Annotated in this window: 25 protein-coding genes, 3 rRNA genes and 7 pseudogenes; 5 read left to right on the forward strand and 30 right to left on the reverse strand. The window is 69.8% G+C overall.

Features of this window, described 5'->3' with window-relative positions:
• Positions 1-188 precede the first annotated feature (188 nt).
• Complete coding sequence (locus U6N30_RS21075) at positions 189-398, forward strand: YkvA family protein (protein ID WP_324273840.1); 210 nt, start codon at positions 189-191, stop codon at positions 396-398.
• On the opposite strand, the gene U6N30_RS21080 is transcribed toward U6N30_RS21075, so the two are convergent.
• Positions 366-1601, reverse strand: coding sequence for a winged helix-turn-helix domain-containing protein (locus U6N30_RS21080; protein WP_324273841.1), 1236 nt, complete (start codon positions 1599-1601; stop codon positions 366-368). The two genes, U6N30_RS21075 and U6N30_RS21080, sit on opposite strands and share 33 nt — an antisense overlap.
• 64 nt (positions 1602-1665) lie before the next feature.
• Between U6N30_RS21080 and U6N30_RS21085 the strand changes: the two genes are divergently transcribed.
• From U6N30_RS21085 to U6N30_RS21095, 3 genes and pseudogenes are all read left to right on the forward strand, one after another.
• Positions 1666-1953, forward strand: coding sequence for a hypothetical protein (locus U6N30_RS21085; protein ID WP_324273842.1), 288 nt, complete (start codon positions 1666-1668; stop codon positions 1951-1953).
• A complete protein-coding gene (locus U6N30_RS21090) occupies positions 1920-2261 on the forward strand; it encodes a GNAT family N-acetyltransferase (protein WP_324273843.1) in 342 nt (113 codons plus the stop codon). Before U6N30_RS21085 ends, U6N30_RS21090 begins: the two co-directional genes overlap by 34 nt.
• 43 nt (positions 2262-2304) lie before the next feature.
• Positions 2305-2915 (forward strand): annotated as a pseudogene (locus tag U6N30_RS21095) (DUF2461 domain-containing protein).
• Between the two features lie 140 nt (positions 2916-3055).
• Here the strand turns inward: U6N30_RS21095 and rrf are convergent.
• The 20 genes and pseudogenes from rrf to U6N30_RS21200 form a co-directional block, all read right to left on the reverse strand.
• Positions 3056-3172, reverse strand: a 5S ribosomal RNA gene (rrf, locus tag U6N30_RS21100).
• A gap of 180 nt (positions 3173-3352) precedes the next feature.
• Positions 3353-6482: ribosomal RNA gene (locus U6N30_RS21105) — 23S ribosomal RNA — on the reverse strand.
• Between the two features lie 450 nt (positions 6483-6932).
• Positions 6933-8449: ribosomal RNA gene (locus U6N30_RS21110) — 16S ribosomal RNA — on the reverse strand.
• Together the 16S, 23S and 5S rRNA genes form the textbook arrangement of a ribosomal RNA operon.
• Before the next feature lie 351 nt (positions 8450-8800).
• Positions 8801-9510 (reverse strand): annotated as a pseudogene (gene dapB / locus U6N30_RS21120) (4-hydroxy-tetrahydrodipicolinate reductase).
• Between the two features lie 143 nt (positions 9511-9653).
• Entirely contained in the window at positions 9654-9881 is a 228-nt protein-coding gene (locus U6N30_RS21125) for a VanZ family protein (RefSeq protein WP_324273845.1), read from the reverse strand.
• Between the two features lie 144 nt (positions 9882-10025).
• On the reverse strand, positions 10026-10472 hold the full coding sequence (locus tag U6N30_RS21130) for a M16 family metallopeptidase (protein ID WP_324273846.1): 447 nt from the start codon (positions 10470-10472) through the stop codon (positions 10026-10028).
• Positions 10469-10612 (reverse strand): hypothetical protein, encoded by a 144-nt coding sequence (locus tag U6N30_RS21135; protein ID WP_324273847.1) that lies wholly within the window; start codon positions 10610-10612, stop codon positions 10469-10471. Before U6N30_RS21135 ends, U6N30_RS21130 begins: the two co-directional genes overlap by 4 nt.
• Positions 10582-11388, reverse strand: coding sequence for a M16 family metallopeptidase (locus U6N30_RS21140; protein ID WP_324273848.1), 807 nt, complete (start codon positions 11386-11388; stop codon positions 10582-10584). The genes U6N30_RS21135 and U6N30_RS21140 overlap by 31 nt, the downstream gene beginning before the upstream one ends.
• Positions 11385-12179, reverse strand: a complete 795-nt coding sequence (locus U6N30_RS21145) for a S1 RNA-binding domain-containing protein (protein WP_324273849.1) — start codon at positions 12177-12179, stop codon at positions 11385-11387. Before U6N30_RS21145 ends, U6N30_RS21140 begins: the two co-directional genes overlap by 4 nt.
• A complete protein-coding gene (locus U6N30_RS21150; RefSeq protein ID WP_324278401.1) occupies positions 12095-12532 on the reverse strand; it encodes a hypothetical protein in 438 nt (145 codons plus the stop codon). Before U6N30_RS21150 ends, U6N30_RS21145 begins: the two co-directional genes overlap by 85 nt.
• Before the next feature lie 111 nt (positions 12533-12643).
• A pseudogene (locus tag U6N30_RS21155) lies at positions 12644-13111 on the reverse strand (hypothetical protein); the annotation flags it as partial.
• Positions 13042-13641: pseudogene (locus U6N30_RS21160) on the reverse strand (polyribonucleotide nucleotidyltransferase); the annotation flags it as partial. The pseudogenes U6N30_RS21155 and U6N30_RS21160, both read right to left, overlap by 70 nt.
• 289 nt (positions 13642-13930) lie before the next feature.
• Positions 13931-14200, reverse strand: coding sequence for a 30S ribosomal protein S15 (gene rpsO / locus U6N30_RS21165; protein WP_324273850.1), 270 nt, complete (start codon positions 14198-14200; stop codon positions 13931-13933).
• A 150-nt stretch (positions 14201-14350) separates the two neighbouring features.
• Entirely contained in the window at positions 14351-14560 is a 210-nt protein-coding gene (locus tag U6N30_RS21170; RefSeq protein WP_324273851.1) for a riboflavin kinase, read from the reverse strand.
• 104 nt (positions 14561-14664) lie between these two features.
• A pseudogene (locus tag U6N30_RS21175) lies at positions 14665-14775 on the reverse strand (riboflavin kinase); the annotation flags it as partial.
• Positions 14776-14936: 161 nt separating this feature from the next.
• Positions 14937-15284: pseudogene (locus U6N30_RS21180) on the reverse strand (bifunctional riboflavin kinase/FAD synthetase); the annotation flags it as partial.
• Between the two features lie 164 nt (positions 15285-15448).
• Complete coding sequence (locus tag U6N30_RS21185) at positions 15449-15865, reverse strand: aminotransferase class IV (protein ID WP_324273852.1); 417 nt, start codon at positions 15863-15865, stop codon at positions 15449-15451.
• Complete coding sequence (locus U6N30_RS21190; protein WP_324278599.1) at positions 15862-16503, reverse strand: branched-chain amino acid aminotransferase family protein; 642 nt, start codon at positions 16501-16503, stop codon at positions 15862-15864. The genes U6N30_RS21185 and U6N30_RS21190 overlap by 4 nt, the downstream gene beginning before the upstream one ends.
• A 112-nt stretch (positions 16504-16615) precedes the next feature.
• Positions 16616-16759 (reverse strand): hypothetical protein, encoded by a 144-nt coding sequence (locus U6N30_RS21195; protein WP_324278600.1) that lies wholly within the window; start codon positions 16757-16759, stop codon positions 16616-16618.
• A 23-nt stretch (positions 16760-16782) separates the two neighbouring features.
• Positions 16783-16959 (reverse strand): annotated as a pseudogene (locus U6N30_RS21200) (antibiotic biosynthesis monooxygenase family protein); the annotation flags it as partial.
• A 292-nt stretch (positions 16960-17251) separates the two neighbouring features.
• Between U6N30_RS21200 and larB the strand changes: the two are divergent.
• Positions 17252-17686 carry a nickel pincer cofactor biosynthesis protein LarB gene (gene larB, locus U6N30_RS21205; protein WP_324273853.1) on the forward strand — a complete coding sequence of 145 codons (435 nt, stop codon included), beginning with the start codon at positions 17252-17254 and terminating at the stop codon, positions 17684-17686.
• Between the two features lie 10 nt (positions 17687-17696).
• Here larB and larE read toward each other — a convergent pair whose 3' ends face one another.
• The 9 genes from larE to U6N30_RS21250 all read right to left on the reverse strand — a co-directional run bounded on the left by larE (position 17697) and on the right by U6N30_RS21250 (position 22905).
• Positions 17697-18536: an ATP-dependent sacrificial sulfur transferase LarE gene (larE, locus tag U6N30_RS21210; protein WP_324273854.1), complete on the reverse strand. Its 840-nt coding sequence runs from the start codon at positions 18534-18536 to the stop codon at positions 17697-17699.
• A gap of 13 nt (positions 18537-18549) precedes the next feature.
• Complete coding sequence (locus U6N30_RS21215) at positions 18550-18942, reverse strand: hypothetical protein (protein ID WP_324273855.1); 393 nt, start codon at positions 18940-18942, stop codon at positions 18550-18552.
• Positions 18939-19400 (reverse strand): hypothetical protein, encoded by a 462-nt coding sequence (locus U6N30_RS21220; RefSeq protein WP_324273856.1) that lies wholly within the window; start codon positions 19398-19400, stop codon positions 18939-18941. The genes U6N30_RS21215 and U6N30_RS21220 overlap by 4 nt, the downstream gene beginning before the upstream one ends.
• Positions 19401-19565: 165 nt before the next feature.
• A complete protein-coding gene (locus U6N30_RS21225; protein WP_324278402.1) occupies positions 19566-20471 on the reverse strand; it encodes an MATE family efflux transporter in 906 nt (301 codons plus the stop codon).
• Positions 20450-20881: an MATE family efflux transporter gene (locus U6N30_RS21230; protein ID WP_324273857.1), complete on the reverse strand. Its 432-nt coding sequence runs from the start codon at positions 20879-20881 to the stop codon at positions 20450-20452. Before U6N30_RS21230 ends, U6N30_RS21225 begins: the two co-directional genes overlap by 22 nt.
• Complete coding sequence (locus tag U6N30_RS21235; RefSeq protein ID WP_324273858.1) at positions 20878-21855, reverse strand: DHH family phosphoesterase; 978 nt, start codon at positions 21853-21855, stop codon at positions 20878-20880. Before U6N30_RS21235 ends, U6N30_RS21230 begins: the two co-directional genes overlap by 4 nt.
• Positions 21856-21893: 38 nt before the next feature.
• Entirely contained in the window at positions 21894-22133 is a 240-nt protein-coding gene (locus tag U6N30_RS21240) for a hypothetical protein (protein ID WP_324273859.1), read from the reverse strand.
• Entirely contained in the window at positions 22130-22534 is a 405-nt protein-coding gene (locus U6N30_RS21245; protein ID WP_324273860.1) for a ribosome-binding factor A, read from the reverse strand. Before U6N30_RS21245 ends, U6N30_RS21240 begins: the two co-directional genes overlap by 4 nt.
• A 188-nt stretch (positions 22535-22722) precedes the next feature.
• A complete protein-coding gene (locus U6N30_RS21250) occupies positions 22723-22905 on the reverse strand; it encodes a DUF503 family protein (protein WP_324273861.1) in 183 nt (60 codons plus the stop codon).
• Between the last annotated feature and the right edge of the window lie 68 nt (positions 22906-22973).

A 22973-nucleotide genomic window follows, 5' to 3' on the forward strand; every position in this document is an offset into this window, starting at 1 on the left:
CGTCCTGCTGCTCTGGGCGGTCCTGCTCGTGCTGCTCTGGCGCGCCCGGCCGGCAGAGCTCACCGTGCGCGAGGCGCTGCGCCTGCTCCCCGACCTGGTCCGGCTGGTGCGACGGCTGGCCGTCGACCGGTCGCTCCCCGCGGTGTCCGCGTGCGGCTCTGGCTGCTGCTGGGCTACCTGCTCTCCCCGTGGATCTCGTGCCCGACGTCGTCCCGGTCCTGGGCTACGCGGACGACGTCGTCGTGGTGGCCCTGGCGCTGCGCTCGGTGGTGCGGGCAGCGGGCGAGGAAGCCCTGTCGCGGGCGTGGCCCGGCGGAGGGGCCGGGCTGGCGGTGGTCCGGCGGCTGGCCGGGCTGCCCGCGGGGTCAGATCGCGACGTCGGTCCGCGCGGTCCCTGACGCGCGGGCGAGGTCGGACGCCAGGTCGCCGGCGCCGGTGACCCCGACCTCGTCGAGCTCCAGCCATTCGGTCATGAGCCGCAGCTCCTCCGCCAATGCGGCCGCCACCGTGGGCCGGTCGATGCCCGGTTCCCCGTGCACCGACTGCACCCGCAGGACGCCGGCCTTCCGGTCGGCCTTGAGATCGGCACGCGCGACGAGCTGGTCGCCGAGCAGGAACGGCAGCACGTAGTACCCGTGCACCCGCTTGGCGGCGGGGGTGTAGATCTCCAGCCGGTAGCGAAAACCGAAGATCCGCTCGACCCGGGGGCGTTCCCAGACGAGGGAGTCGAACGGGCTCAGCAGCGCCTGCGCCCGGATCCGACGAGGCCGCCGCGCCTCCGGGTCGAGCCAGGCCGGGGACCCCCAGCCGGCGACCTCGACGGGGACCAGCTCACCTGCATCGGCCAGTTCCTGCACCGCCGTCCGGGCCGCCGCGGGTTTCAGCCGGAAGTAGTCGCGCAGATCCCGTTCGGTCGCGACGCCGAGGGCCCGCGAGGCGGTTCGGACCAGCTCGCGGACGGCGTCGGCGGGCTCGGGCGTGGGTGCCTGCAGCACCGCGGCCGGCAGCACCCGCTCGGTGAGGTCGTAGACCTTCTCGAAGCTCGTCGTCCGGTGCGTCGCGGTGACCGCCCCGGTGAAGAAGAGCCACTCGAGGGCCACCTTGCCCGCATGCCAGTCCCACATCTCGCCGGAGCGCTCACGCCTGCCCTCGAGCAGCTCTCCGGCCTTGAGCGGCCCCTCTGCACGGACCCGCTCGAGCACCTCGGCCACGAAGCCGGACCGCTCGCGCTGCAACCGCACCATGTTGCCCCAGGCGTGCTGCTCGGCCGCGGCCATCCGCCAGCGGAGGTACGGGTGCAGCCGTACCGGCAGGAACGACGCCTCGTGCGCCCAGTACTCGAAGACCGCGTGGCGCCGGGCGGTCAGGTCGTCCAGCGCGGCGCGTGGGTAGCTCCCCAGCCGGCTGAACGCTGGGAGGTAGTGGGCACGGGACAGCACGTTCACCGAGTCGATCTGGACGACGGCCAGCCGGTCGACGACCCGGCGCAGCTGGCGGACTCCGATGTCGGCCGACGGGCGGGGGTCGGCGAAGCCCTGGGCCGCGAGGGCGATCCGGCGGGCCAGCCCGGCGGGCAGGCGGTCGATCGCAGGTGCACTCACGGCCTCGATCCTGCCCGGCAGGTACGACGCCCGTCGCGAGGACGGCCACGCTTACGCTGCCCGGGTGAATCCTGAGGCGGGCTTCCCGCGCATCACCGGGTCCGCGGACGCGTCCGTCCGCCCGGCCGTGCCGCAGGACGCCGCCGAGGTGGCGCGCGTCCAGCTGGTCACCTGGCGCACCGCCTACCGCGCGGCCCTGCCGCCGGAGGTGCTCGACGACTGGGACGCCGATGCCGCGACCGCCAGCTGGGCGTCGGCCATCGTGTCTCCCCCACTCCCGGGCACGGTGTTCTCGTCGCGCTGGAGCGGAACACCGTCGTGGGCTTCGCGGCCTTCGGGCCGGCCGAGCTGACGCCCGGCGAGATGCCCGACGCGGCCGGCCCGACCACCGAGCTGAGCACCCTGCTCGTAGAGCCCCGCTGGGGGCGGCGCGGCCACGGCAGCCGGCTGCTGGCGGCGGTCAGCGACGTGGCCCGCTCCGGCGGCACCGCCCGCCTGCAGGTGTGGCTGCTCGACGAGGACCGGGTGAGCCAGGCCTTCTACGAGTCGGCCGGCTGGGGGCCCGACGGCTGGGCCCGGACGCTGGACACGGGCGGGAACCCGCTGCGGGAGATCCGCTGGCACGCACTGCTCGACGACACGCCGGAAGGAGCACGGTGACCTTCGAGGGGTTCCCCGACGAGGGCTGGTCTTCTACGAGGGGCTGGAAGCCGACAACTCGAAGACCTACTGGAGCCGCAACAAGGCGGCCTACGACGAGCACGTGCGCTTCCCGCTGCAGGCGCTCCTGGCCGAGATCGCACCCGAGTTCGGCACGCCCAAGGTCTTCCGTCCCTACCGCGACGTCCGCTTCAGCCACGACAAGACCCCGTACAAGACGCACCAGGGCGCGGTCATCCATCCCGAAGGCCGGGCGGGTGCCTGGTACGTGCAGATCTCGGCGGACGGCCTCCGGGTCTCCGGGGGTGCTGGCGCCTGGAGAGCGATCAGGTCTCCCGGTACCGACGGGCGGTCGCCGACGACGTGCAGGGACCGCGGCTCCAGGCCGAGGTGGACCGCCTGTCAGCCGCCGACTGGACCATCGAAGGGGACCGCCTGATCCGCGCGCCCACCGGCTTCGCCCCCGACACGGCACGGATGGACCTGCTCAAGCACAAGGCCCTCCACGCCACCCGCACATGGGAGCCGGCTGAGTGGCTGCACACCCGCCGGGCCCTGGACGAGGTCCGGAGCGCCTGGCGTGACCTGGTCGTCCTGAACGCCTGGCTGGACGACAACGTGGGGCCGACGACGAAGGAGCCCCGCCGCCGCTGACGAGCGCCTCCCGCTGGAGGGCCCGGCGCCGTCCCGTGTCCTCCTGCCGCGGAGACTGTGTCCGCACGGCACGGGCACATGTGGTCGGGGCATGACGAAGGGGCCCCAGCATGAATGCTGGGGCCCCTTCGGGAATGGTTGTCCGGCGGCGTCCTACTCTCCCACCCCGTCTCCAGGGCAGTACCATCGGCGCTGAGAGGCTTAGCTTCCGGGTTCGGAATGTTGCCGGGCGTTTCCCTCTCGCCATGGCCGCCGTAACTCTGTGAACATATCAACGCACCTCCGGTGGGGAACCGGAAGAACGCTGCCGACCACACCTCCGGTGGGGAAACCGGAGTGGTCGTGCGTTCAGAACCGCACAGTGGACGCGAAGCAATCTTCGTAAACGACTCTGACCAGTGTTCCCGCACCCCCGGTCGAAGAAAGAGGGGGTGTGTGTGGTCAAGCCCTCGGCCTGTTAGTACCGGTCAGCTGCACACCTCGCGGTGCTTCCACTTCCGGCCTATCAACCCGCTGGTCTGGGCGGGGGCCTTACCCGGTTGACCCGGTGAGAGACCTCATCTTGAAGCGAGCTTCCCGCTTAGATGCTTTCAGCGGTTATCCCTGCCGAACGTAGCTAACCAGCAGTGCACCTGGCGGTACAACTGGCACACCAGAGGTTCGTCCGTCCCGGTCCTCTCGTACTAGGGACAGCTCTTCTCAAGTCTCTTACGCGCACGGCGGATAGGGACCGAACTGTCTCACGACGTTCTAAACCCAGCTCGCGTACCGCTTTAATGGGCGAACAGCCCAACCCTTGGGACCTACTCCAGCCCCAGGATGCGACGAGCCGACATCGAGGTGCCAAACCATCCCGTCGATATGGACTCTTGGGGAAGATCAGCCTGTTATCCCCGGGGTACCTTTTATCCGTTGAGCGACACCGCTTCCACATGCCGGTGCCGGGTCACTAGTCCCAGCTTTCGCTCCTGCTCGACCCGTCGGTCTCACAGTCAAGCTCCCTTGTGCACTTGCACTCGACACCTGATTGCCAACCAGGCTGAGGGAACCTTTGGGCGCCTCCGTTACATTTTGGGAGGCAACCGCCCCAGTTAAACTACCCACCTGACACTGTCCCTGATCCGGATCACGGACCGAGGTTAGACATCCAATTCGACCAGAGTGGTATTTCAACGGCGACTCCACGAACACTGGCGTGCCCGCTTCACAGTCTCCCACCTATCCTACACAAGCCGAACCGAACACCAATATCAAGCTATAGTAAAGGTCCCGGGGTCTTTCCGTCCTGCCGCGCGTAACGAGCATCTTTACTCGTAGTGCAATTTCGCCGAGCCTGTGGTTGAGACAGCTGAGAAGTCGTTACGCCATTCGTGCAGGTCGGAACTTACCCGACAAGGAATTTCGCTACCTTAGGATGGTTATAGTTACCACCGCCGTTTACTGGCGCTTGAGTTCTGAGCTTCGCCCCGAAGGACTAACCCGTCCCCTTAACGTTCCAGCACCGGGCAGGCGTCAGTCCGTATACATCGTCTTACGACTTCGCACGGACCTGTGTTTTTAGTAAACAGTCGCTTCTCACTGGTCTCTGCGGCCACCCCCGCTGCCCACCGTCAAGGTGTTGACAGGAAGTGGCCCCCTTCTCCCGAAGTTACGGGGGCATTTTGCCGAGTTCCTTAACCACAGTTCGCTCGATCGCCTCGGTATTCTCTACCTGACCACCTGAGTTGGTTTGGGGTACGGGCCGCTCGGAACTCGCTAGAGGCTTTTCTCGGCAGCATAGGATCATCCAATTCGCCTCATTCGGCTATGCGTCAGGTCTCACCCTCGTGCGACGCGGATTTACCTACGTCGCGGGCCACACCCTTGCCCCGGTACTACCACTCACCGGTAGAACTACCTTCCTGCGTCACCCCATCGCTTGCCTACTACCAGTCCGGGTCCCGCGCTAGAACCCACGCCTCACCTCGAAAGGATCGGTCACGGGCGTTCGGGCGGTTAGCATCGCTGGGTTCAGCATGGGCGTTCCTTCGCGGGTACGGGAATATCAACCCGTTGTCCATCGACTACGCCTGTCGGCCTCGCCTTAGGTCCCGACTCACCCTGGGCGGATTAGCCTGGCCCAGGAACCCTTGGTCTTCCGGCGGGGAGGTTCTCACTCCCCTCTCGCTACTCATGCCTGCATTCTCACTCGCGTGGCGTCCACGGCTGGATCACTCCGCCGCTTCCACCGCCACACGACGCTCCCCTACCCATCCACACACCTGGCCGCCGGCTCGAGGCCGGCGACAGGCTGTTGCATGAATGCCACGGCTTCGGCGGTGTGCTTGAGCCCCGCTACATTGTCGGCGCGGAATCACTTGACCAGTGAGCTATTACGCACTCTTTCAAGGATGGCTGCTTCTAAGCCAACCTCCTGGTTGTCTCTGCGACTCCACATCCTTTTCCACTTAGCACACGCTTAGGGGCCTTAGCCGATGATCTGGGCTGTTTCCTCTCGACTACGAACCTTATCGCCCGCAGTCTCACTGCCACGCTCTCACTTACCGGCATTCGGAGTTTGGTTGACGTCAGTAACCTTGTGGGGCCCCTCAGCCATCCAGTGCTCTACCTCCGGCAAGAAACACGTGACGCTGCACCTAAATGCATTTCGGGGAGAACCAGCTATCACCGAGTTTGATTGGCCTTTCACCCCTACCCACAGCTCATCCCCCAGGTTTTCAACCCTGGTGGGTTCGGTCCTCCACGCGGTCTTACCCGCGCTTCAACCTGGCCATGGGTAGATCACTCGGCTTCGGGTCTAGGGCACGCGACTGACTCGCCCTGTTCGGACTCGCTTTCGCTACGGCTACCCCACACGGGTTAACCTCGCCACGTACCACTAACTCGCAGGCTCATTCTTCAAAAGGCACGCAATCACCCCCATCGCACGAAGCGACATAAGGCTCTCACGGCTTGTAGGCACACGGTTTCAGGTACTATTTCACTCCCTCCCGGGGTACTTTTCACCTTTCCCTCACGGTACTTGTCCGCTATCGGTCACCAGGGAGTATTCAGGCTTAGCGGGTGGTCCCGCCAGATTCACACCGAATTTCACGGGCTCGGTGCTACTTGGGAACACGCCCAAGGGAGACAACGCGTTTTCGTGTACGGGGCTCTCACCCTCTACGGCGACCCCTTCCAGAGGCCTTCCACTAACGACGCTGTTTTCTCACTCCCCGAGTGCTCGGCAGAACACTCCAGACGGTCCCACGACCCCGACCACACAACGCCTGCCGGCTATCACATGCGATCGGTTTAGCCTCATCCGCTTTCGCTCGCCACTACTCACGGAATCACGGTTGTTTTCTCTTCCTGTGGGTACTGAGATGTTTCACTTCCCACGTTCCCTCCACACGCCCTATGTGTTCAGGCGCGGGTCACACCACATGACTGGTGCGGGGTTCCCCCATTCGGAAATCCTCGGATCAACGCTCGGTTGACAGCTCCCCGAGGCTTATCGCAGCCTCCTACGTCCTTCATCGGCTCCTGGTGCCAAGGCATCCACCGTGCGCCCTTAACAACTTGGCCACACAAAAATCCCACCCACCATTGCCCCGGAAGGAACAAAGACGGGCGGGCCTACAAGAACTCTGCTAATCAGAGTCAAAAGATGCTCGCGTCCACTGTGCAGTTCTCAACGTACGACCAGACACCGATCACCCCCACCCCACCAGACCCACCACCCCACAGGGCGACGACGGTATGAGATGCAGACCGGCCCCGACATGAGCAAACGGTCGCCCGCTCCCTCAGGACCCAACAGCGCGCCTACGACCCCCGCACTCCACGCGATCCACTTCCACACGCCACCGAAGCGACGCCGTACTGAGGACCGACCGAAGCCGGCGGCCGAACTGGTCAGCGTTCCACCCTCGAGCACCACCCCAGAAACACCCGACCCATCGGTAGTGACGGGCCATCGCGTCCTGGGCGCGGCTCTGGACCACCCTCACGAGGAGAGCGGCCAGTGCTCCTTAGAAAGGAGGTGATCCAGCCGCACCTTCCGGTACGGCTACCTTGTTACGACTTCGTCCCAATCGCCGATCCCGCCTTCGACGGCTCCCTCCACAAGGGTTGGGCCACCGGCTTCGGGCGTTACCGACTTTCGTGACGTGACGGGCGGTGTGTACAAGGCCCGGGAACGTATTCACCGCAGCGTTGCTGATCTGCGATTACTAGCGACTCCAACTTCATGGGGTCGAGTTGCAGACCCCAATCCGAACTGAGACCGGCTTTTGGGATTCGCTCCACCTCACGGTATCGCAGCCCTTTGTACCGGCCATTGTAGCATGTTTGCAGCCCTAGACATAAGGGGCATGATGATTTGACGTCATCCCCACCTTCCTCCGAGTTGACCCCGGCAGTCTCCTATGAGTCCCCACCATCACGTGCTGGCAACATAGGACGAGGGTTGCGCTCGTTGCGGGACTTAACCCAACATCTCACGACACGAGCTGACGACAACCATGCACCACCTGTGCACGACCCTTACGGACCCACCATCTCTGGAGGATTTCCGTGCATGTCAAGCCTAGGTAAGGTTCTTCGCGTTGCATCGAATTAAGCAACATGCTCCGCCGCTTGTGCGGGCCCCCGTCAATTCCTTTGAGTTTTAGCCTTGCGGCCGTACTCCCCAGGCGGGGCGCTTAATGCGTTAGCTGCGGCACGGAACTCGTGGAATGAGCCCCACACCTAGCGCCCAACGTTTACGGCGTGGACTACCAGGGTATCTAATCCTGTTCGCTCCCCACGCTTTCGCTCCTCAGCGTCAGTTGTTGCCCAGAGACCCGCCTTCGCCACCGGTGTTCCTCCTGATATCTGCGCATTTCACCGCTACACCAGGAATTCCAGTCTCCCCTGCAACACTCTAGTTTGCTCGTATCGACTGCAGACCCGAGGTTGAGCCTCGGGATTTCACAGCCGACGCAACAAACCGCCTACGAGCTCTTTACGCCCAATAATTCCGGACAACGCTTGCACCCTACGTATTACCGCGGCTGCTGGCACGTAGTTGGCCGGTGCTTCTTCTGTAGGTACCGTCACTTCCGCTTCGTCCCTACTGAAAGAGGTTTACAACCCGAAGGCCGTCATCCCCCACGCGGCGTCGCTGCGTCAGGCTTCCGCCCATTGCGCAATATTCCCCACTGCTGCCTCCCGTAGGAGTCTGGGCCGTGTCTCAGTCCCAGTGTGGCCGGTCACCCTCTCAGGCCGGCTACCCGTCGTCGCCTTGGTAGGCCACTACCCCACCAACAAGCTGATAGGCCGCGGGCCCATCCCCAGCCGATAAATCTTTCCACCACCAGACCATGCGGTCAGCAGTCATATCCGGTATTAGCCCCAATTTCTTGGAGTTATCCCAGAGCTGAGGGCAGGTTGCCCACGTGTTACTCACCCGTTCGCCACTGATCCCCCGCAAGCGGAGTTCACCGTTCGACTTGCATGTGTTAAGCACGCCGCCAGCGTTCGTCCTGAGCCAGGATCAAACTCTCCGTAGATGAATTTGAACCGGCTGAGAACCGCGAGCTGACACTCGCGATATCAATCAACCAAAGGAATCCCAAACCAGAACCCGAAGGGCCCCGGCACGGGGTAATACTTGGCACTGACTTTCGGCACGCTGTTGAGTTCTCAAAGAGCGGACGCGCAACAACTCCACCCTCACGGGCTTCCCTGCTGGCTGGATGTCCAACACTACGCCGGTTTCCAGCCCCCGCCACAGCGGGGCACCTGGACCGGCGGACCTCCCGGTCCGCGCGGCGCATGGAGAACCATACACGACCTCAGGAGGCCGTGCACGGGGTCCCCCGCCGGGCTCGAGGACGGCGCCGGCGGGGCCGGATCTGCCGCTACTCCAGGCCCAGGAAGCTCTCGATCCCGACCGTCAGACCCGGGTGCCGGCCGATCTCGCGCACCGCCAGCAGGACTCCGGGCATGAAGGAAGCGCGGTCGAAGGAGTCGTGGCGCAGGGTCAGGGTCTCCCCGCCGCCCCCATGAGGACTTCCTGGTGCGCGACCAAGCCGGTCAGCCGCACCGCGTGCACGGCCACCCCTTCGACGTCGGCACCGCGCGCGCCCGGCAGGGAGTCGGTGGTGGCGTCCGGCGATGCCGGGAGGCCGGCCGCCCGACGGGCCGCGGCCACGAGACGGGCCGTCCGCACCGCCGTGCCCGACGGCGCGTCGACCTTGTTCGGGTGGTGGAGCTCGACGACCTCCACCGACGGGAAGAAGCGGGCCGCCTCCTGCGCGAACTTCATCAGGAGCACCGCCCCGATGCCGAAGTTGGGAGCGATCACCACGCCGATCTCCGGCTTCGGCTCCAGCCACTCCGCGATGGTGGCGAGCTTGGCCTCGTCGAAGCCCGTCGTCCCGACGACGCAGTGGATGTTGTTGTCGATGCAGAACCGGATGTTGTCCATCACGACGTCGGGGCGGGTGAAGTCCACGACCACCTGCGCACCGGCGTTGGCGATGTCGAACACCCAGTCACCGTCGTCGACCATGGCGACCAGCTCGAGGTCGTCGGCGGCGTTGACCGCCTTGACCACCTCCGTGCCCATCCGGCCCCGGGCGCCGAGGACCCCCACGTTGAGGAGCGGCACCTCGGGTGCCGCCGTCGTCGGATCCTGCTGGTCGGGAGTGGAGGTGCTGGTGGTCACGCCGCCAGGCTTCCCGCACCGCCGCCCATCCGCAAGCCGCCGGATCAGGGGACCGGCGGGAGCCGGCGGCCGATCGGGACCCAGGCGAGCAGTCCGATGCCGACGCCGAGCGCGTCGGCCAGCGCGTCCGCCGGCGAGGCGCTGCGCGCCAGCGGCGTGAAGCCCTGGATCAGCTCGCTGGCCACGGCGTAGCCGAGGAGCAGCACCACCAGCGCACCGGCACCGAGCCCGGCCCAGCGTCCGGCGAGGGCCAGGGCCGCGAAGAGGGCCACGTGGACGAGCTTGTCGACTCCCGGGGCGCACTCGGTACGTCGGAGGCCGGGGCGAACAGGACCGCCAGCGAGACCAGGACGACGACGGCGAGCACCCCGCGCGAGAGGGCGCCGTGCACCTGCAGGGCATCGCGCACCGGTCGATCAGAGACGGTCGAGGTCGGACTCGCGGTAGGGCCCGACGACGGCCAGACAGGTGTCCTGGCCGAACAGCTCGGCCGCCACGCCGCGCACCTGGTCCTCGTCCACCGCGTCCAGCCGCGCCAGCACCTCTCGCACCGGCAGGTACTCGCCGTAGGAGAGCTCGCTCTTGCCGAGCCGGCTCATCCGGGATCCGGTGTCCTCGAGCCCGAGCACCACACCGCCCTTGAGCTGACCGCGGCTGCGCGCCACCTCCTCGGCGGTGATGCCGTCGGCGGCCACGCGGTCGAGCTCGGCGCGGATCAGGCGCAGCACCTCGGGCACGCGCTTCTTGGAGCATCCGGCGTACACCGAGAAGGAACCGACCCCGGCGTAGTGCGACAGCGCCGACCCCACGCTGTAGACCAGACCGCGTTGCTCCCGGATCTCCTGGAACAGCCGCGAGCTCATCCCCCGCCCACCGCGGCGTCGAGCACGGCGCCGGCGTACCGGCGCTCGTCGAGCCTCCCCATCGCCGGTGTGCCCAGCAGCAGGTGGGTCTGCTCCGTCCTGCGGGCGATCAGGCCGGCGGAGCGGGCCGGCTTGTGCACCGCGCCCTCCTCCCCGTGCGCAGCGGCGCCGGCCGGGTGTCCCCGCCGAGCCGACCGGCGAAGGCCGCCTCGACGAGACCGAGCACCTGCTGGTGGTCGACCCGGCCCGCCGCCGTGACGACGATCGAGGGCACGGTGTACCGCCCTCGGTACCAGCCGTCGACGTCGTCCCGGGTCAGTCCCTCGATCGACTCCACGGTGCCGAGCACCGAGCGGCCGAGCGGGGTGTCACCGAACAGCGTCTCGGAGAACAGGTCGTGCACCGCATCGGAAGGCTCGTCGTCGCGCATGGCGATCTCCTCGAGCACCACCGTGCGCTCGGACTCCAGGTCCTCGACGGTGTTGCGCGCCTCGGTCACCAGGTCCGACAGCAGGGTCACCGCGAGCGGCAGGTCCGAGGCCAGCACGTTCGCGTAGAAGCAGGTGTGCTCCTTGGCGGTGAAGGCGTTCATCTCACCGCCGACGGCGTCCATGGCCGTCGCGATCTCCAGGGCGCTGCGGGTCGCCGTGCCCTTGAACAGCAGGTGCTCGAGGAAGTGCGACGAGCCGGCCACCGCCGGGCTCTCGTCCCGGGAGCCGACGCCGACCCAGATGCCCAGCGTCGCCGAGAGGACGCCAGGCATCGTCTCGGTGAGGACCCGCAGGCCGCCCGGGAGCTCGGTGCGCTCCACCCGGCCGCCGACCTCGTCGAGGTCGAGCAGCTCGGTCTGCCCGACGGGGAACGGGACGGGTGCATCAGCACCCGCCCCGGTCCCCGTGATGTCAGACGTGATCACTCACCCGCGGGTGCAGCGGCCTCGGCCGGCGCCTCGGCAGCCGCGCCGCCGGTGTCGCCCTCGGCGACCGGCACCAGGCTGATCTTGCCGCGGGCGTCGATGTCGGTGATCTCCACCTGCATCTTGTCGCCGACGTTCGCGACATCCTCGACCTTGCCGATGCGCTTGCCCCCACCGAGCTTGCTGATGTGCACCAGACCGTCGCGGCCGGGCAGCAGGGAGACGAAGGCGCCGAACGGCGTGGTCTTGACGACCGTGCCGAGGAAGCGCTCGCCGACCTTGGGCAGCGTCGGGTTGGCGATCGCGTTGATCCGGTCGACCGCGGCCTGGGCCGACGGGCCGTCGGACGCGCCGACGTAGATCGTGCCGTCGTCCTCGATGGTGATGTCGGCGCCGGTCTCGTCCTGGATCGCGTTGATCATCTGCCCCTTCGGGCCGATGACCGCGCCGATCTTGTCGACCGGGATGCGCACCGTGGTGACCCGCGGGGCGTAGGGGCTCATCTCGTCGGGGCCGTCGATGGCCTCGCCCATGACATCGAGGATGTGCAGCCGGGCCGCGCGGGCCTGGGTCAGCGCACCGGCGAGGACGTCGGAGGGGATGCCGTCGAGCTTCGTGTCCAGCTGGAGGGCCGTGACGAAGTCCTTGGTGCCGGCGACCTTGAAGTCCATGTCACCGAAGGCGTCCTCGGCGCCGAGGATGTCGGTCAGCGCGACGTACTCGGTCTTCCCGTCGACCTCGTCGGACACCAGGCCCATGGCGATGCCCGCGACGGGGGCCTTGAGGGGCACACCGGCGTTGAGCAGGGCCAGCGTCGAGGCGCAGACCGAACCCATGGACGTCGAGCCGTTGGAGCCCAGCGCCTCCGACACCTGCCGGATCGCGTAGGGAACTCCTCGCGGTTGGGCAGGACCGGGACCAGCGCGCGCTCGGCGAGCGCACCGTGGCCGATCTCGCGGCGCTTGGGCGAACCCACGCGCCCGGTCTCGCCGGTGGAGTACGGCGGGAAGTTGTAGTTGTGCATGTAGCGCTTGCGGGTCACCGGGGAGAGCGTGTCCAGCTGCTGCTCCATGCGGAGCATGTTCAGCGTCGTGACGCCCAGGATCTGCGTCTCGCCGCGCTCGAACAGCGCCGAGCCGTGCACGCGCGGGATGACCTCGACCTCGGCCGACAGCGGCCGGATGTCGGTGAGACCGCGACCGTCGATGCGGACCTTGTCGCGCAGGATCCGCTGGCGGACGACCTTCTTGGTCAGCGCGCGGAAGGCACCGGAGATCTCCTTCTCGCGGCCCTCGAACTGGCCGGCCAGCGCGGCCTTGACCTCGTCCTTGAGCGCGTCGGTGGCGTCCTCGCGCTCGTGCTTGCCGGCGATCTGCTGCGCCTGGGCCAGCTTGTCGCCGAGGTGGGCCTCGACGGCGGCGTAGACGTCGTCCTGGTAGTCCAGGAAGCGGGGAACTCCGCGACCGGCTTGGCGGCCTTCTCGGCCATCGCGGCCTGGGCGTCGCAGAGCGACTTGATGAAGGGCTTGGCGGCCTCGAGGCCCTGGGCGACGACCTCCTCGGTCGGGGCGGGAGCGCCGCCGGCCACGAGCTCGATCGTCTTCTCGGTGGCCTCGGCCTCGACCATCATGATCGCGACGTCGCCGTCGGGGAGGACGCGGCCGGCCACGACCATGTCGAAGACGGCGTCCTCGAGCTCGGTCTCTGTCGGGAAGCCGACCCACTGACCGTTGATCAGCGCGACGCGCGTGGCACCGACCGGGCCGGAGAACGGCAGACCCGACAGCTGGGTGGACGCCGAGGCGGCGTTGATCGCGATCACGTCGTAGAGGTGCTGGGGGTCCAGCGCCATGACCGTGATGACGACCTGGACCTCGTTGCGCAGGCCCTTGGCGAACGTCGGGCGCAGCGGGCGGTCGATCAGCCGGCAGGTGAGGATCGCGTCCTCGGAGGGGCGGCCCTCGCGGCGGAAGAACGAGCCGGGGATGCGCCCGGCGGCGTACATCCGCTCCTCGACGTCGACGGTCAGCGGGAAGAAGTCGAACTGCTCCTTCGGCTGACGGCCGGCCGTGGTGGCCGACAGCAGCATGGTGTCGCCCATGGTGACGACGACGGAGCCGGCGGCCTGACGGGCGAGCCGGCCGGTCTCGAAGGTGATGGAACGGCTGCCGAAGCTGCCGTTGTCGATGACCGCCGTGGCGGTGGTGACGCCGTCCTCGGCGTCGAACTCAGCGGTGATGGTGGGTGCGGACACGTGTCCTTCTCTCTTCTTCGTCGCAGCGGCCTCGTGCCGACCTGCGACTCCTCTGACGACCCGCTCGTCTGGTGATGAGCCGTCCTGCGTCCGGGGCGACCGGTGCTCGATCGAAGCCCTCGGGATCCGGTTCCCCGTTGCGGGGCGACCGATGCGTGCCCGGGGGCCACTACCGAGGACCGGCCCTTGCGGGGACGCGTCCGGCGGCGGGCCGGTTTCTCCTCGTACGACGGGTGCCGCACGAGGAAGGGGACCGTCCGGGATGTCCCGGAGCGGCCCCTCGTCGTGCTTAGCGGCGCAGACCCAGCCGCTCGATGAGCGAGCGGTAGCGGCTGATGTCGGTCTTGGCCAGGTAGTTCAGCAGGCGGCGACGACGACCCACCAGCAGGAGCAGGCCCCGCCGGCTGTGGTGGTCGTGCTTGTGCATCTTGAGGTGCTCGGTGAGGTCGCTGATCCGCTTGGTCAGCATCGCGACCTGCACCTCGGGCGAGCCGGTGTCGTTCTCGACCGTGGCGTACTCGGTCATGATCTGCTTCTTGAGCGCGCTGTCGAGCGCCATGGTTCGCCTCCGGGGCGGGTCACGTGTGGCCCCGGTCTGAATCACGAGGGCAGGTCTCACACAGCCGGGTTGTCCCAGCAAGCAACCAGGCTACCAGCGGCGTGATCGTGGTCGCGCCGAGTGGCCTTCCAGTCCCGTCGGCGAGACGACTCAGTCCTGCAGCCCGAGGATCCGGCGGGTGTCGGCCACGTCCGTGTCCATCGCCGCGACGAGGGCGGCCACGTCGGGGAAAGCCGCCATCGGACGGAGCCGGCGGGCGAACTCGACGCCGACGTGCTCGCCGTACAGATCGCCCTCGAAGTCGAGGACGAAGGCCTCGACGGTCCGGCGGCTGCCCTGGAACGTCGGGTTGGTGCCCACCGAGATGGCCGCCGGGAACCGCTCCTGCTCGCACCGCTGCGGGGGTCGCGGGTCACCAGGTGCCCGGCGTACACGCCGTCGGCCGGGATGGCGGTGAACGGCGGGCACTCCACGTTCGCGGTCGGGTAGCCGAGGTCGCGGCCGCGCCGGTCGCCGCGCACGACGACGCCGTCCACCCGGTGCGGGCGGCCGAGGGCGCGGGCCGCCGGGTCCATGTCCCCTGCGGCGACGCACGCCCGGATGTAGGTGGAGGAGATCGTGACGTCCTCCTCCCCGGGACCGGGCCGTCACCCTCCTCACCGTTCCCGCGCTGCCCCACGTTGGCCAGCGGCACGCCCTCGACCGCGAAGCCGAACCGCCGCCCCTCGGCCATCAGCGAGTCGACCGTGCCGGCGGCCCGGTGGCCGTACGTGAAGTTCTGCCCGATCACCACCTGGGCCGCGTGCAGGTGCTCCACCAGCACCGTGTGGGTGAAGGTCTCCGACGAGAGCCGCATGAACTCCGCGGTGAACGGGAGCACGCACATGGCGTCGACGCCGAGGCCGGCCACGAGCTCGGCCTTGCGGTCCAGCGAGGTGAGGATCGCCGGGTGCGAGCCCGGGCGCACGACCTCGGCCGGATGCGGGTCGAAGGTCAGCAGCAGGGACGGCCGGCGCATCGCCCGGGCCCGGTCGACGGCGGCGCCGATCAGCTTCTGGTGCCCCCGGTGGACGCCGTCGTACATCCCGATCGTGACCACCGTCCGCCCGAGATCACCCGGGGTGGCCTCCAGCCCCCGCCAGCGCAGCACGCGACAGCTCGTCGCTCAGGCGACCCGGTGCAGCCAGCCGCGGGTGTCGGCCACCCGCCCGTGCTGGATGTCCAGGAGCGACTCGCGCAGCGCCATGGTCAGCGGTCCGGGGTGCCGTCGCCGACGACGAAGTCGCCGGTGCGCGCCTTGACCTCACCGACCGGTGTGATCACGGCGGCCGTCCCGCAGGCGAAGGTCTCGGTGACGGTGCCGTCGGCCACGCCGTGGCGCCACTCGTCCACGGAGAACTTCCGCTCCGTGACCCGGTGCCCCGTTGCTCGGGCGACCTCGATCAGGCTGTCGCGGGTGATGCCGGGGAGGAGCGTGCCGGTGAGCTCCGGCGTGACCAGCTCGGCGTCGTCCCCGGAGCCGAGGACGAAGAACAGGTTCATCCCGCCCATCTCCTCGACGTAGCGCTTCTCGACCGCGTCGAGCCAGACCACCTGGTCGCAGCCGGCCGCGATGGCCTGCTCCTGGGCCAGCAGGCTGGCGGCGTAGTTGCCGGCGCACTTCACGTCGCCGGTGCCACCGGGGCGGCCCGGATGTAGTCCTCGGAGAGGTAGACCGAGACCGGGTGGACGCCACGCGGGAAGTACGCCCCGGCCGGGCTGGCGATGACCAGGAACAGGTACTCCGACGCCGGCCGCACACCGAGGAACGGTTCGCTCGCCAGCATGTACGGACGGATGTAGAGGGTCTGGTCGGGGCCGGTCGGCACCCAGTCGCGGTCGGTGTCGACGAGCGCGTCCACGGCCGCGATGAACGCGTCCTCGGGGACGGGCGGCATCGCCAGCCGCTTCGCGCCGCGGGCGAACCGGGCGGCGTTGGCCTCCGGGCGGAACGTGGCCACGCTGCCGTCGGGCTGGGCGTAGGCCTTCAAGCCCTCGAAGATCGACTGCGCGTAGTGCAGCGCCGCCGTCGACGGGTCCATCTGCAGCGGGCCGTAGGCGGTCAGCCGGGCGTCGTACCAGCCCTTCCCCGCCTGGTAGCGCGCCACGAACATGCTGTCGGTGAAGTACCGGCCGAAGCCGGGGTCGGCCAGCATCTCGGCGCGCTCGGCCGCCGGGCGACGCGTCACGTCCTCCACCACGAGCGGCACACCCTCGGTGAACATCCGCGAGGAGGTACGGCTGTCGGCGAGCGTGTCGGTCATGGCTCCCACCTGCGAGTGCACGTGCTCCGGTGACCCCGGCGACCGCCGGGACCGTTTGCACACTATCCCCGCCGGGGGCGGCGGCCATGAGCCGACCGCTCCCGGCGTGGGCTCAGGCCTGCTGGTCCTGGCCGGCGTGCGGCCCGGCGGACTCCAGCACCTCGTAGGACCAGAGGTGGGAGGAGCCGGCGGCCGCGGGCGCGAGGGTGTCCCCTCCCCGTCGTGGGCGCGGTCGAAGTCCTGCCCTGACTGCCACTCCCGGTAGGCCTCCTCGCTGCTCCACCGCGTGTAGACCAGGTACTGGTCGGTGCCCTCCAGCGGGCGGAGCAGTTCGAACCACTCGAAGCCGGGAGTCTTCTCGACCGCACCGGCCCGGCCACGGAAACGCTCCTCGAAGCGCGCCTGCTTGTCCGGGGGACGGTCACCGCATTGATCTTCACGACGCTCATGGCCCACCCCTTCCCGCCTCGCTCATCGGTCAATCCACCCGATGGGGCACCCTGGACGGCGTGAGTCCGCAGCGCACCGCCGATCTGGGCTTCGCCCGGCTGGACCTCGACCGGGCGGAGCGCACCGGCACCCCCGAGGTCGTCTACGCCGGTGGGAAGACGCCGGCCCAGACCGTCGCCTGCCTCGCCGCCCTGCTCGACGGAGGCTCCGCACTCGCCTGGGCGACGCGGGTGGACGACGCCACGGCGGCGGCGATCGGCGAGCGGTGGCCGGACGCGGTCGTCGACACCGAGGCGCGGTGCGCCTTCGTGGGCGAGCTGCCGCCCCCGTCGGCGACGTCCTGGTCCTCACCGCCGGGACCTCGGACGGTGCGGTCGCCGCCGAGGTCGCGGCCACGCTCGCCGCCAGCGGCGTGGGCTGCACGCGGGTCGACGACGTCGGCGTGGCCGGGGTGCACCGCGTGCTCGCGGTGGCGCCGGAGATCGCGGCGGCCGACGTGGTGGTCGTCGTGGCGGGGATGGACGGGGCGCTCCCGAGCGTGGTGGCCGGCCTGACCGACCGCCTCGTCGTCGCCGTACCCACCTCCGTGGGCTACGGCGCCGCCTTCGAGGGCCTCGCCGCGCTGCTCACGATGCTCACCGCGTGCGCGCCCGGTGTGCTGGTGGTGAACATCGACAACGGATTCGGCGCCGGCGTCGCCGCAGCCCGGATCGCGCGGGGTGCCCACCGGTAGGGGCCAGGGGTCAGCGGTAGCGGACCGGGTCGGGCAGCAGCTCGTTCATCGACCCCGACCGGAACCCGCGCGGGTCGAGCTCCACCCGGTCGAAGCCGACGACGGCGGCGAGCAGGTCGCGCCGCCCCGCCATCCGCTCCACCAGCGAGGCGTCGACCTCCACCCGGGCCGTGTCGTCGCCGAGGTCGCGCACCCGCAGGTCGCGCACCGCGAGGCCCGCGTCGTCCAGGGCGGCGAGCAGCGACGCCTCGGCCGCCTCCACCCGTGCCAGTCCTTCGGCGGACACGGGCACTCCGTAGGCGATCCGGCTCGCGAGGCAGGCGGCGGCCGGCTTGTCGGCCAGGGGCAGTTCCCAGCGATGGGCCGTGGACCGGACGTCGTCCTTGGTCATGCCGGCCCGGGCGAGGGGCGCCCAGGCCCCACGCTCGGCGGCGGCCCGGATCCCGGGCCGGAAGCCCGCCTTCAGGTCGTCGGCGTTGGTCCCGGTCACGACGTCGCCGATGCCGAGGGACGCGGCCAACGGGGTCAGGACCTCGACGAGCTCGGTCTTGCAGAAGGCGCACCGGTTCCCGGCGTTGGCCCGGTACCCGTCACGGGACAGCTCATCGGTGCGGGGCAGCTCGTGGCGGACGTCCAGCGACCCGGCGAAGGCGATCGCCTGGTCCCGCTCGGACGCCGGAAGGCTCGGGGAGACGGCGGTCGCCGCGACCACGCGACCGGTGCCGAGCACCCGGACGGCGGCCGCGAGGACGACGCCGGAGTCGACTCCGCCGGAGAAGGCCACCAGCACGCCGCTCAGGGGACGGAACTCGGCCTCCAGGGCCGAGATGCGTGCGTCGAGGGTGCTCACCTGGCGCAGGCTCTCACGCCGACGGAAACCCGACGGCCACCCGCGCGGTGGACCCGGAGTCCTCCAGGAGCGCGACGAGCCGTCCCTCGGGGTCGACGGCCGCGTGCAGGCCGGGCGCGCCGGTGGCGGGGATGCGCTGGCCGTACCCCAGCGCACGCGACTCCTCGGCGGTGACGATCCGCGCCGGGAAGACGGTGGTGGCGGCCTGCGTCAGCGGCAGGAAACCCTCCCCTCCTCCGGCGGCCAGGGCGGCGCCGGCCTGTTCGACCGGCGCGGCGCGCTCGACGGAGAACGGACCGGAGGCCGTGCGGCGCAGCTCGGTGAGGTGGCCGCCCACGCCGAGCGCCGCGCCCGCGTCGCGGGCGATCGCCCGGATGTACGTGCCGGCGGTGCACGACACCGTCACCGCGACGTCCACCAGGTCCGGTGTCGGTCGCTCGATCCGGTGCACGTCCAGCCGGTGGACGGTGACCGGGCGCGGCGCCAGCTCGACCGCCTCCCCGCCCGCACCCGGTCGTAGGACCGGCGTCCCTCGACCTTGACGGCGCTCACCGACGAGGGCACCTGCTGCAGGGGACCGGTCTGGGCCGTCAGGGCCGTCCGGACCGCGTCGTCGTCGAGGTGGGCGGTCGAGGTCGTGGCCAGCTCGTCGCCCTCGCGGTCGTCGGTGACCGTCGTCCGGCCGAGCCGGATGGTCGCCTCGTAGGTCTTGTCGTGGCCGCCGACGTACCCGAGCAGCCGGGTGGCCGCGCCGACGCCGAGCACGAGCAACCCTGTGGCCATCGGGTCGAGCGTCCCGGCGTGACCGACCTTCCGCACCGACAGCACCCGCCGCGCCCGGGCGACGACGTCGTGCGAGGTCATGCCCCCGCCTTGTCGACGAGCAGGAGACCGGGCGGGACGTCGGCGTCGGGTCGTCGACTCACTGCTCGACTCCGCCCTCGTTCCGCTCCTCGGTCACTGTCCCCCGCACGCGGGAAGCGCCCCCAGCCTGGGGCGATGCTCGCTCGGGCGTCGTTCTCGCGTTGCTCACGTCCCCACCGTTGCAGGCGCCGTCAGCCAGCGGTCACCCGCCACCCGGACCAGCACGCCGGCCAGCCGCAGGCCGATGAACAGGCACAGCCCGGTCCACACGCCGGCGAGCCCCAGATCGAGCGGGCCGGACAGCAGCGACAGCGGCAGGAACCCGACCACCGCGGACCCGATCGTGACGGTGCGCAGGTAACCGACGTCCCCGGCTCCCATCAGCACCCCGTCGAGGGCGAAGACGACACCGGCCAGGGGCTGCATCCCGGCCAGGAACCACCACACGACCTCGGCCTGACCGATGACGGCGGGGTCGTCGGTGAACAGCGGGAGGAGCACGTCGCGCAGCGCGAGCAGCGCCGCCCCGACCAGCACTCCGGTGCCCAGACCCCACAGGACGACGCGGGTGGCGGTGGCGCGCGCCTCGGCCGGATGGTTCCTCCCGAGTGCGTGCCCGACGAGGGTCTGTGCGGCGATGGCGTAGGCGTCGAGCACCAGGGCGAGGAAGAAGAAGAGCTGGAGGGCGATCTGGTGCGCCCCCAGCGACGCGGTGCCGGCGCGGGCGGCGACCCCGGCCGCGGCGAGGAAGGACAGCTGCAGCACCGCGGCACGCAGCAGGAGGTCCCGGCCGATGACCAACTGGTTGCGCAGCGCCGTCGGCCGCGGCCGCCAGACCACTCCCTCCCGGGTGAGCGCCCGGACGAACAGCGCCGCCGTCAGCGTCTGACCGGCCACGTTCGCGACCGCCGAACCGACGAGCCCGAGACCGGCCGGGTACACGAGCAGCGGGCACAGCACGAGGCTCAGCAGGCTGCCGGCCAGCACGAAGCGCACCGGTCGCCGCAGCTCCTGCACACCACGCAGCCAGCCGTTGCCGGCCAGCGAGATCAGCAGCAGGGGCGCACCCAGGGAAGCGACGCGGAGCCACTGCTCCCCGCCTCGGCGACCGGCCCCGGTCCGCCGGCCAGCAGGCGGGTCAGGGGCCCGGCGAGGAGCTGGAAGAGCAGCAGCACGGCGAGGCCCAGCGCGAGCGCGAGCCAGGTGGCCTGGACGCCCTCGGCGACCGCGCCCGGCCGGTCACCGGCCCCGGCCCGGCGCGCGGCGCGGGCGGTGGTGCCGTACGCGAGGAAGTTCAGCAGGGCCGCGGACCAGGCGAGCAGCCCGCCGCCGACCGCCAGCCCGCCGAGCGGGACGGTGCCGAGGTTGCCGACGACGGCGGTGTCGACGAGCAGGTACAGCGGCTCGGCGGCCAGCACCACCAGCGCCGGGAGTGCGAGGGAGAGGACGGACCGCGGTGTCCGCGCGACGGGAGGCGTCACGGGATCAGGCGGACAGCTCGGCCCGCAACGCCTCGATGGTCTTGTCGCGATCGAGGTAGGAGCTGTAGCCGGCGGCGAGGACGTGTCCCCCGCCGCCGAGAGCCGTGGCCACGCGGGCGAGGTCGGTGGCCCCCGTGAGCGGAGCGACACCGACCAGGATCCGTCGTCCTGACCCTTGAGGACGCAGGCCACGTCGGCCTCCTCGGTGGCCCGCACCACGTCGACCAGCGCCTCGAGCTGTTCGGCGGGCAGGTCGTGCTCGGCGGCCTCTGCGGCACTGGACCAGGTCCACACCAGCCCGGCGCCGACATCGGTCTCGAGAACGGCGCGCCCGGTGACCACCGACAGCAGGCCCAGCCAGCCGAAGGGGCGGTGTCGAACAGGCGCCGGCTGATGTCGGAGTGGTCGATGCCGGTCGCCAGCAGCCGAGCGGCGAGCTCGTGGGTCTCCGGCCGGGTGTTGCCGAAGCGGAAGGAGCCGGTATCGGCGGCCAGGCCGGCGTAGAGCAGGGTCGCCAGCTGGGCGTCCAGGGGCACGCCGAGCTCGTCGAGGAGGCCCGCGACGAGCGTGACGGTGGCCGGAGCCCCGCCGTCGATCAGCCGGACGTCGCCGAAGCCGGGGTTGCTGGCGTGGTGGTCGACGACGACGGAGGTGCCGGCGGCGTCGAGCAGCACGGCCAGCTCGCCCAGACGCCCGGGCGATGCGGCGTCGAGGCTGACGAACACGTCGGGTGAGGACGGCACGGCCGACGACGGGACGAGCCCTTCGGCCCCGGGCAGCCAGCCGAGGGACGCCGGCAGCGTGAAGGGGTCCGGGAACGTGACCAGCACGCGCGCGCCGCGGCGGCGCAGGCCCTCGGCCAGGGCCAGCGTGCTGCCCAGTGCGTCCGCATCGGGTTGCACGTGACCGGAGAGGACGACGGTGGCCCGCCTGTCAGCGGCCTCGGCGAGCACCGAAGCGGCGGTGCGGCGCACGGGGACGGCCGCACCTCGTGAGGTGAGCGCCACGTCGATCAGGCGTCCGGGCCCGGGTCGGCGACCGGCGGGGCGTTCTCCTCCTCGTCGACGGACCCCCGCCCACCGGGTAGGTGGAGCCGTCGTCGGGCTCGTCGGAGGTGATGCTCGGCGCATCCCCAGCTCGCCGTGCTTCCCGCCGTCGGTCGGATCACCGGCGTCGGGGCACGGCGTCCACCGAGCATCGACGTGCCCTGCCCCTCGTCGGGCTCGTACGGGTCCGGGTCGTTCTCGCTCACGGCGCACTCCTGGTGGCTGCGGGATCGTCGGAGGTGTCATCGGCAGTGTCGGACGCGAGCAGGTCCTCGTCCTCGCCGTCCTCGTCCTCCGCCGGCTTCTTGTAGGGGTCGGCCTCCCCGGCGTACGTCGCGCCCTCGCGGGCACGTGCCAGCTCCGCGTCGGCGTGCCGGGCCCGCTCCAGCGCCTCCTCCAGCTCCCGGGCGGTGTCCGGGACGATGTCGGCGACGAAGGCCAGCGTCGGCACGAACTTGATGCCGGTCTGCTTGCCGACGGTGGAGCGGAGCACACCGGTGGCGCTGGTCAGCGCCGCGGCCGAGTCGGCGATCTGCGTCTCGTCGCCGTACACGGTGTAGAACACCGTGGCCTCGCGGAGGTCACCGGTGACCCGGGCATCGGTCACCGTCACCATGCCCAGGCGGGGTCCTTGATCTGCGTCTCGATCGCGGCGGAGACGATCTGACGGATGCGCACCGCCAGCTTGCGTGCGCGGGCCGGATCGGCCATCGGACCTCCAGGTGACTAGATGCAACGTCCCTCTCGCAGGGCCCCGCCGCGAGCCTGCGAGCGGTGGGGGCGAGGGGTCCTTCTTCAATCGGTGTCGCTGACGAGCTGGCGATGCGCCGACAGAAGCGTCACCTCCGGCCGCTCGGCCAGCAACCGCTCGCACGCGTCGAGGACGTCGGTCACCTGGCCGGCATCACCGGCGACCGTGGCGACGCCGATCTGCGCGCGACGGTGCAGGTCCTGGTCACCCACCTCGGCGGCGGCCACGGCGAAGCGCCGTCGCAGCTCGGCCACGATCGGCCGCACCACGGCGCGCTTCCCTTCAGCGAGTGGAC

This window comes from Blastococcus brunescens, from assembly GCF_035320885.1.
GTDB lineage: Bacteria > Actinomycetota > Actinomycetes > Mycobacteriales > Geodermatophilaceae > Blastococcus_B > Blastococcus_B brunescens.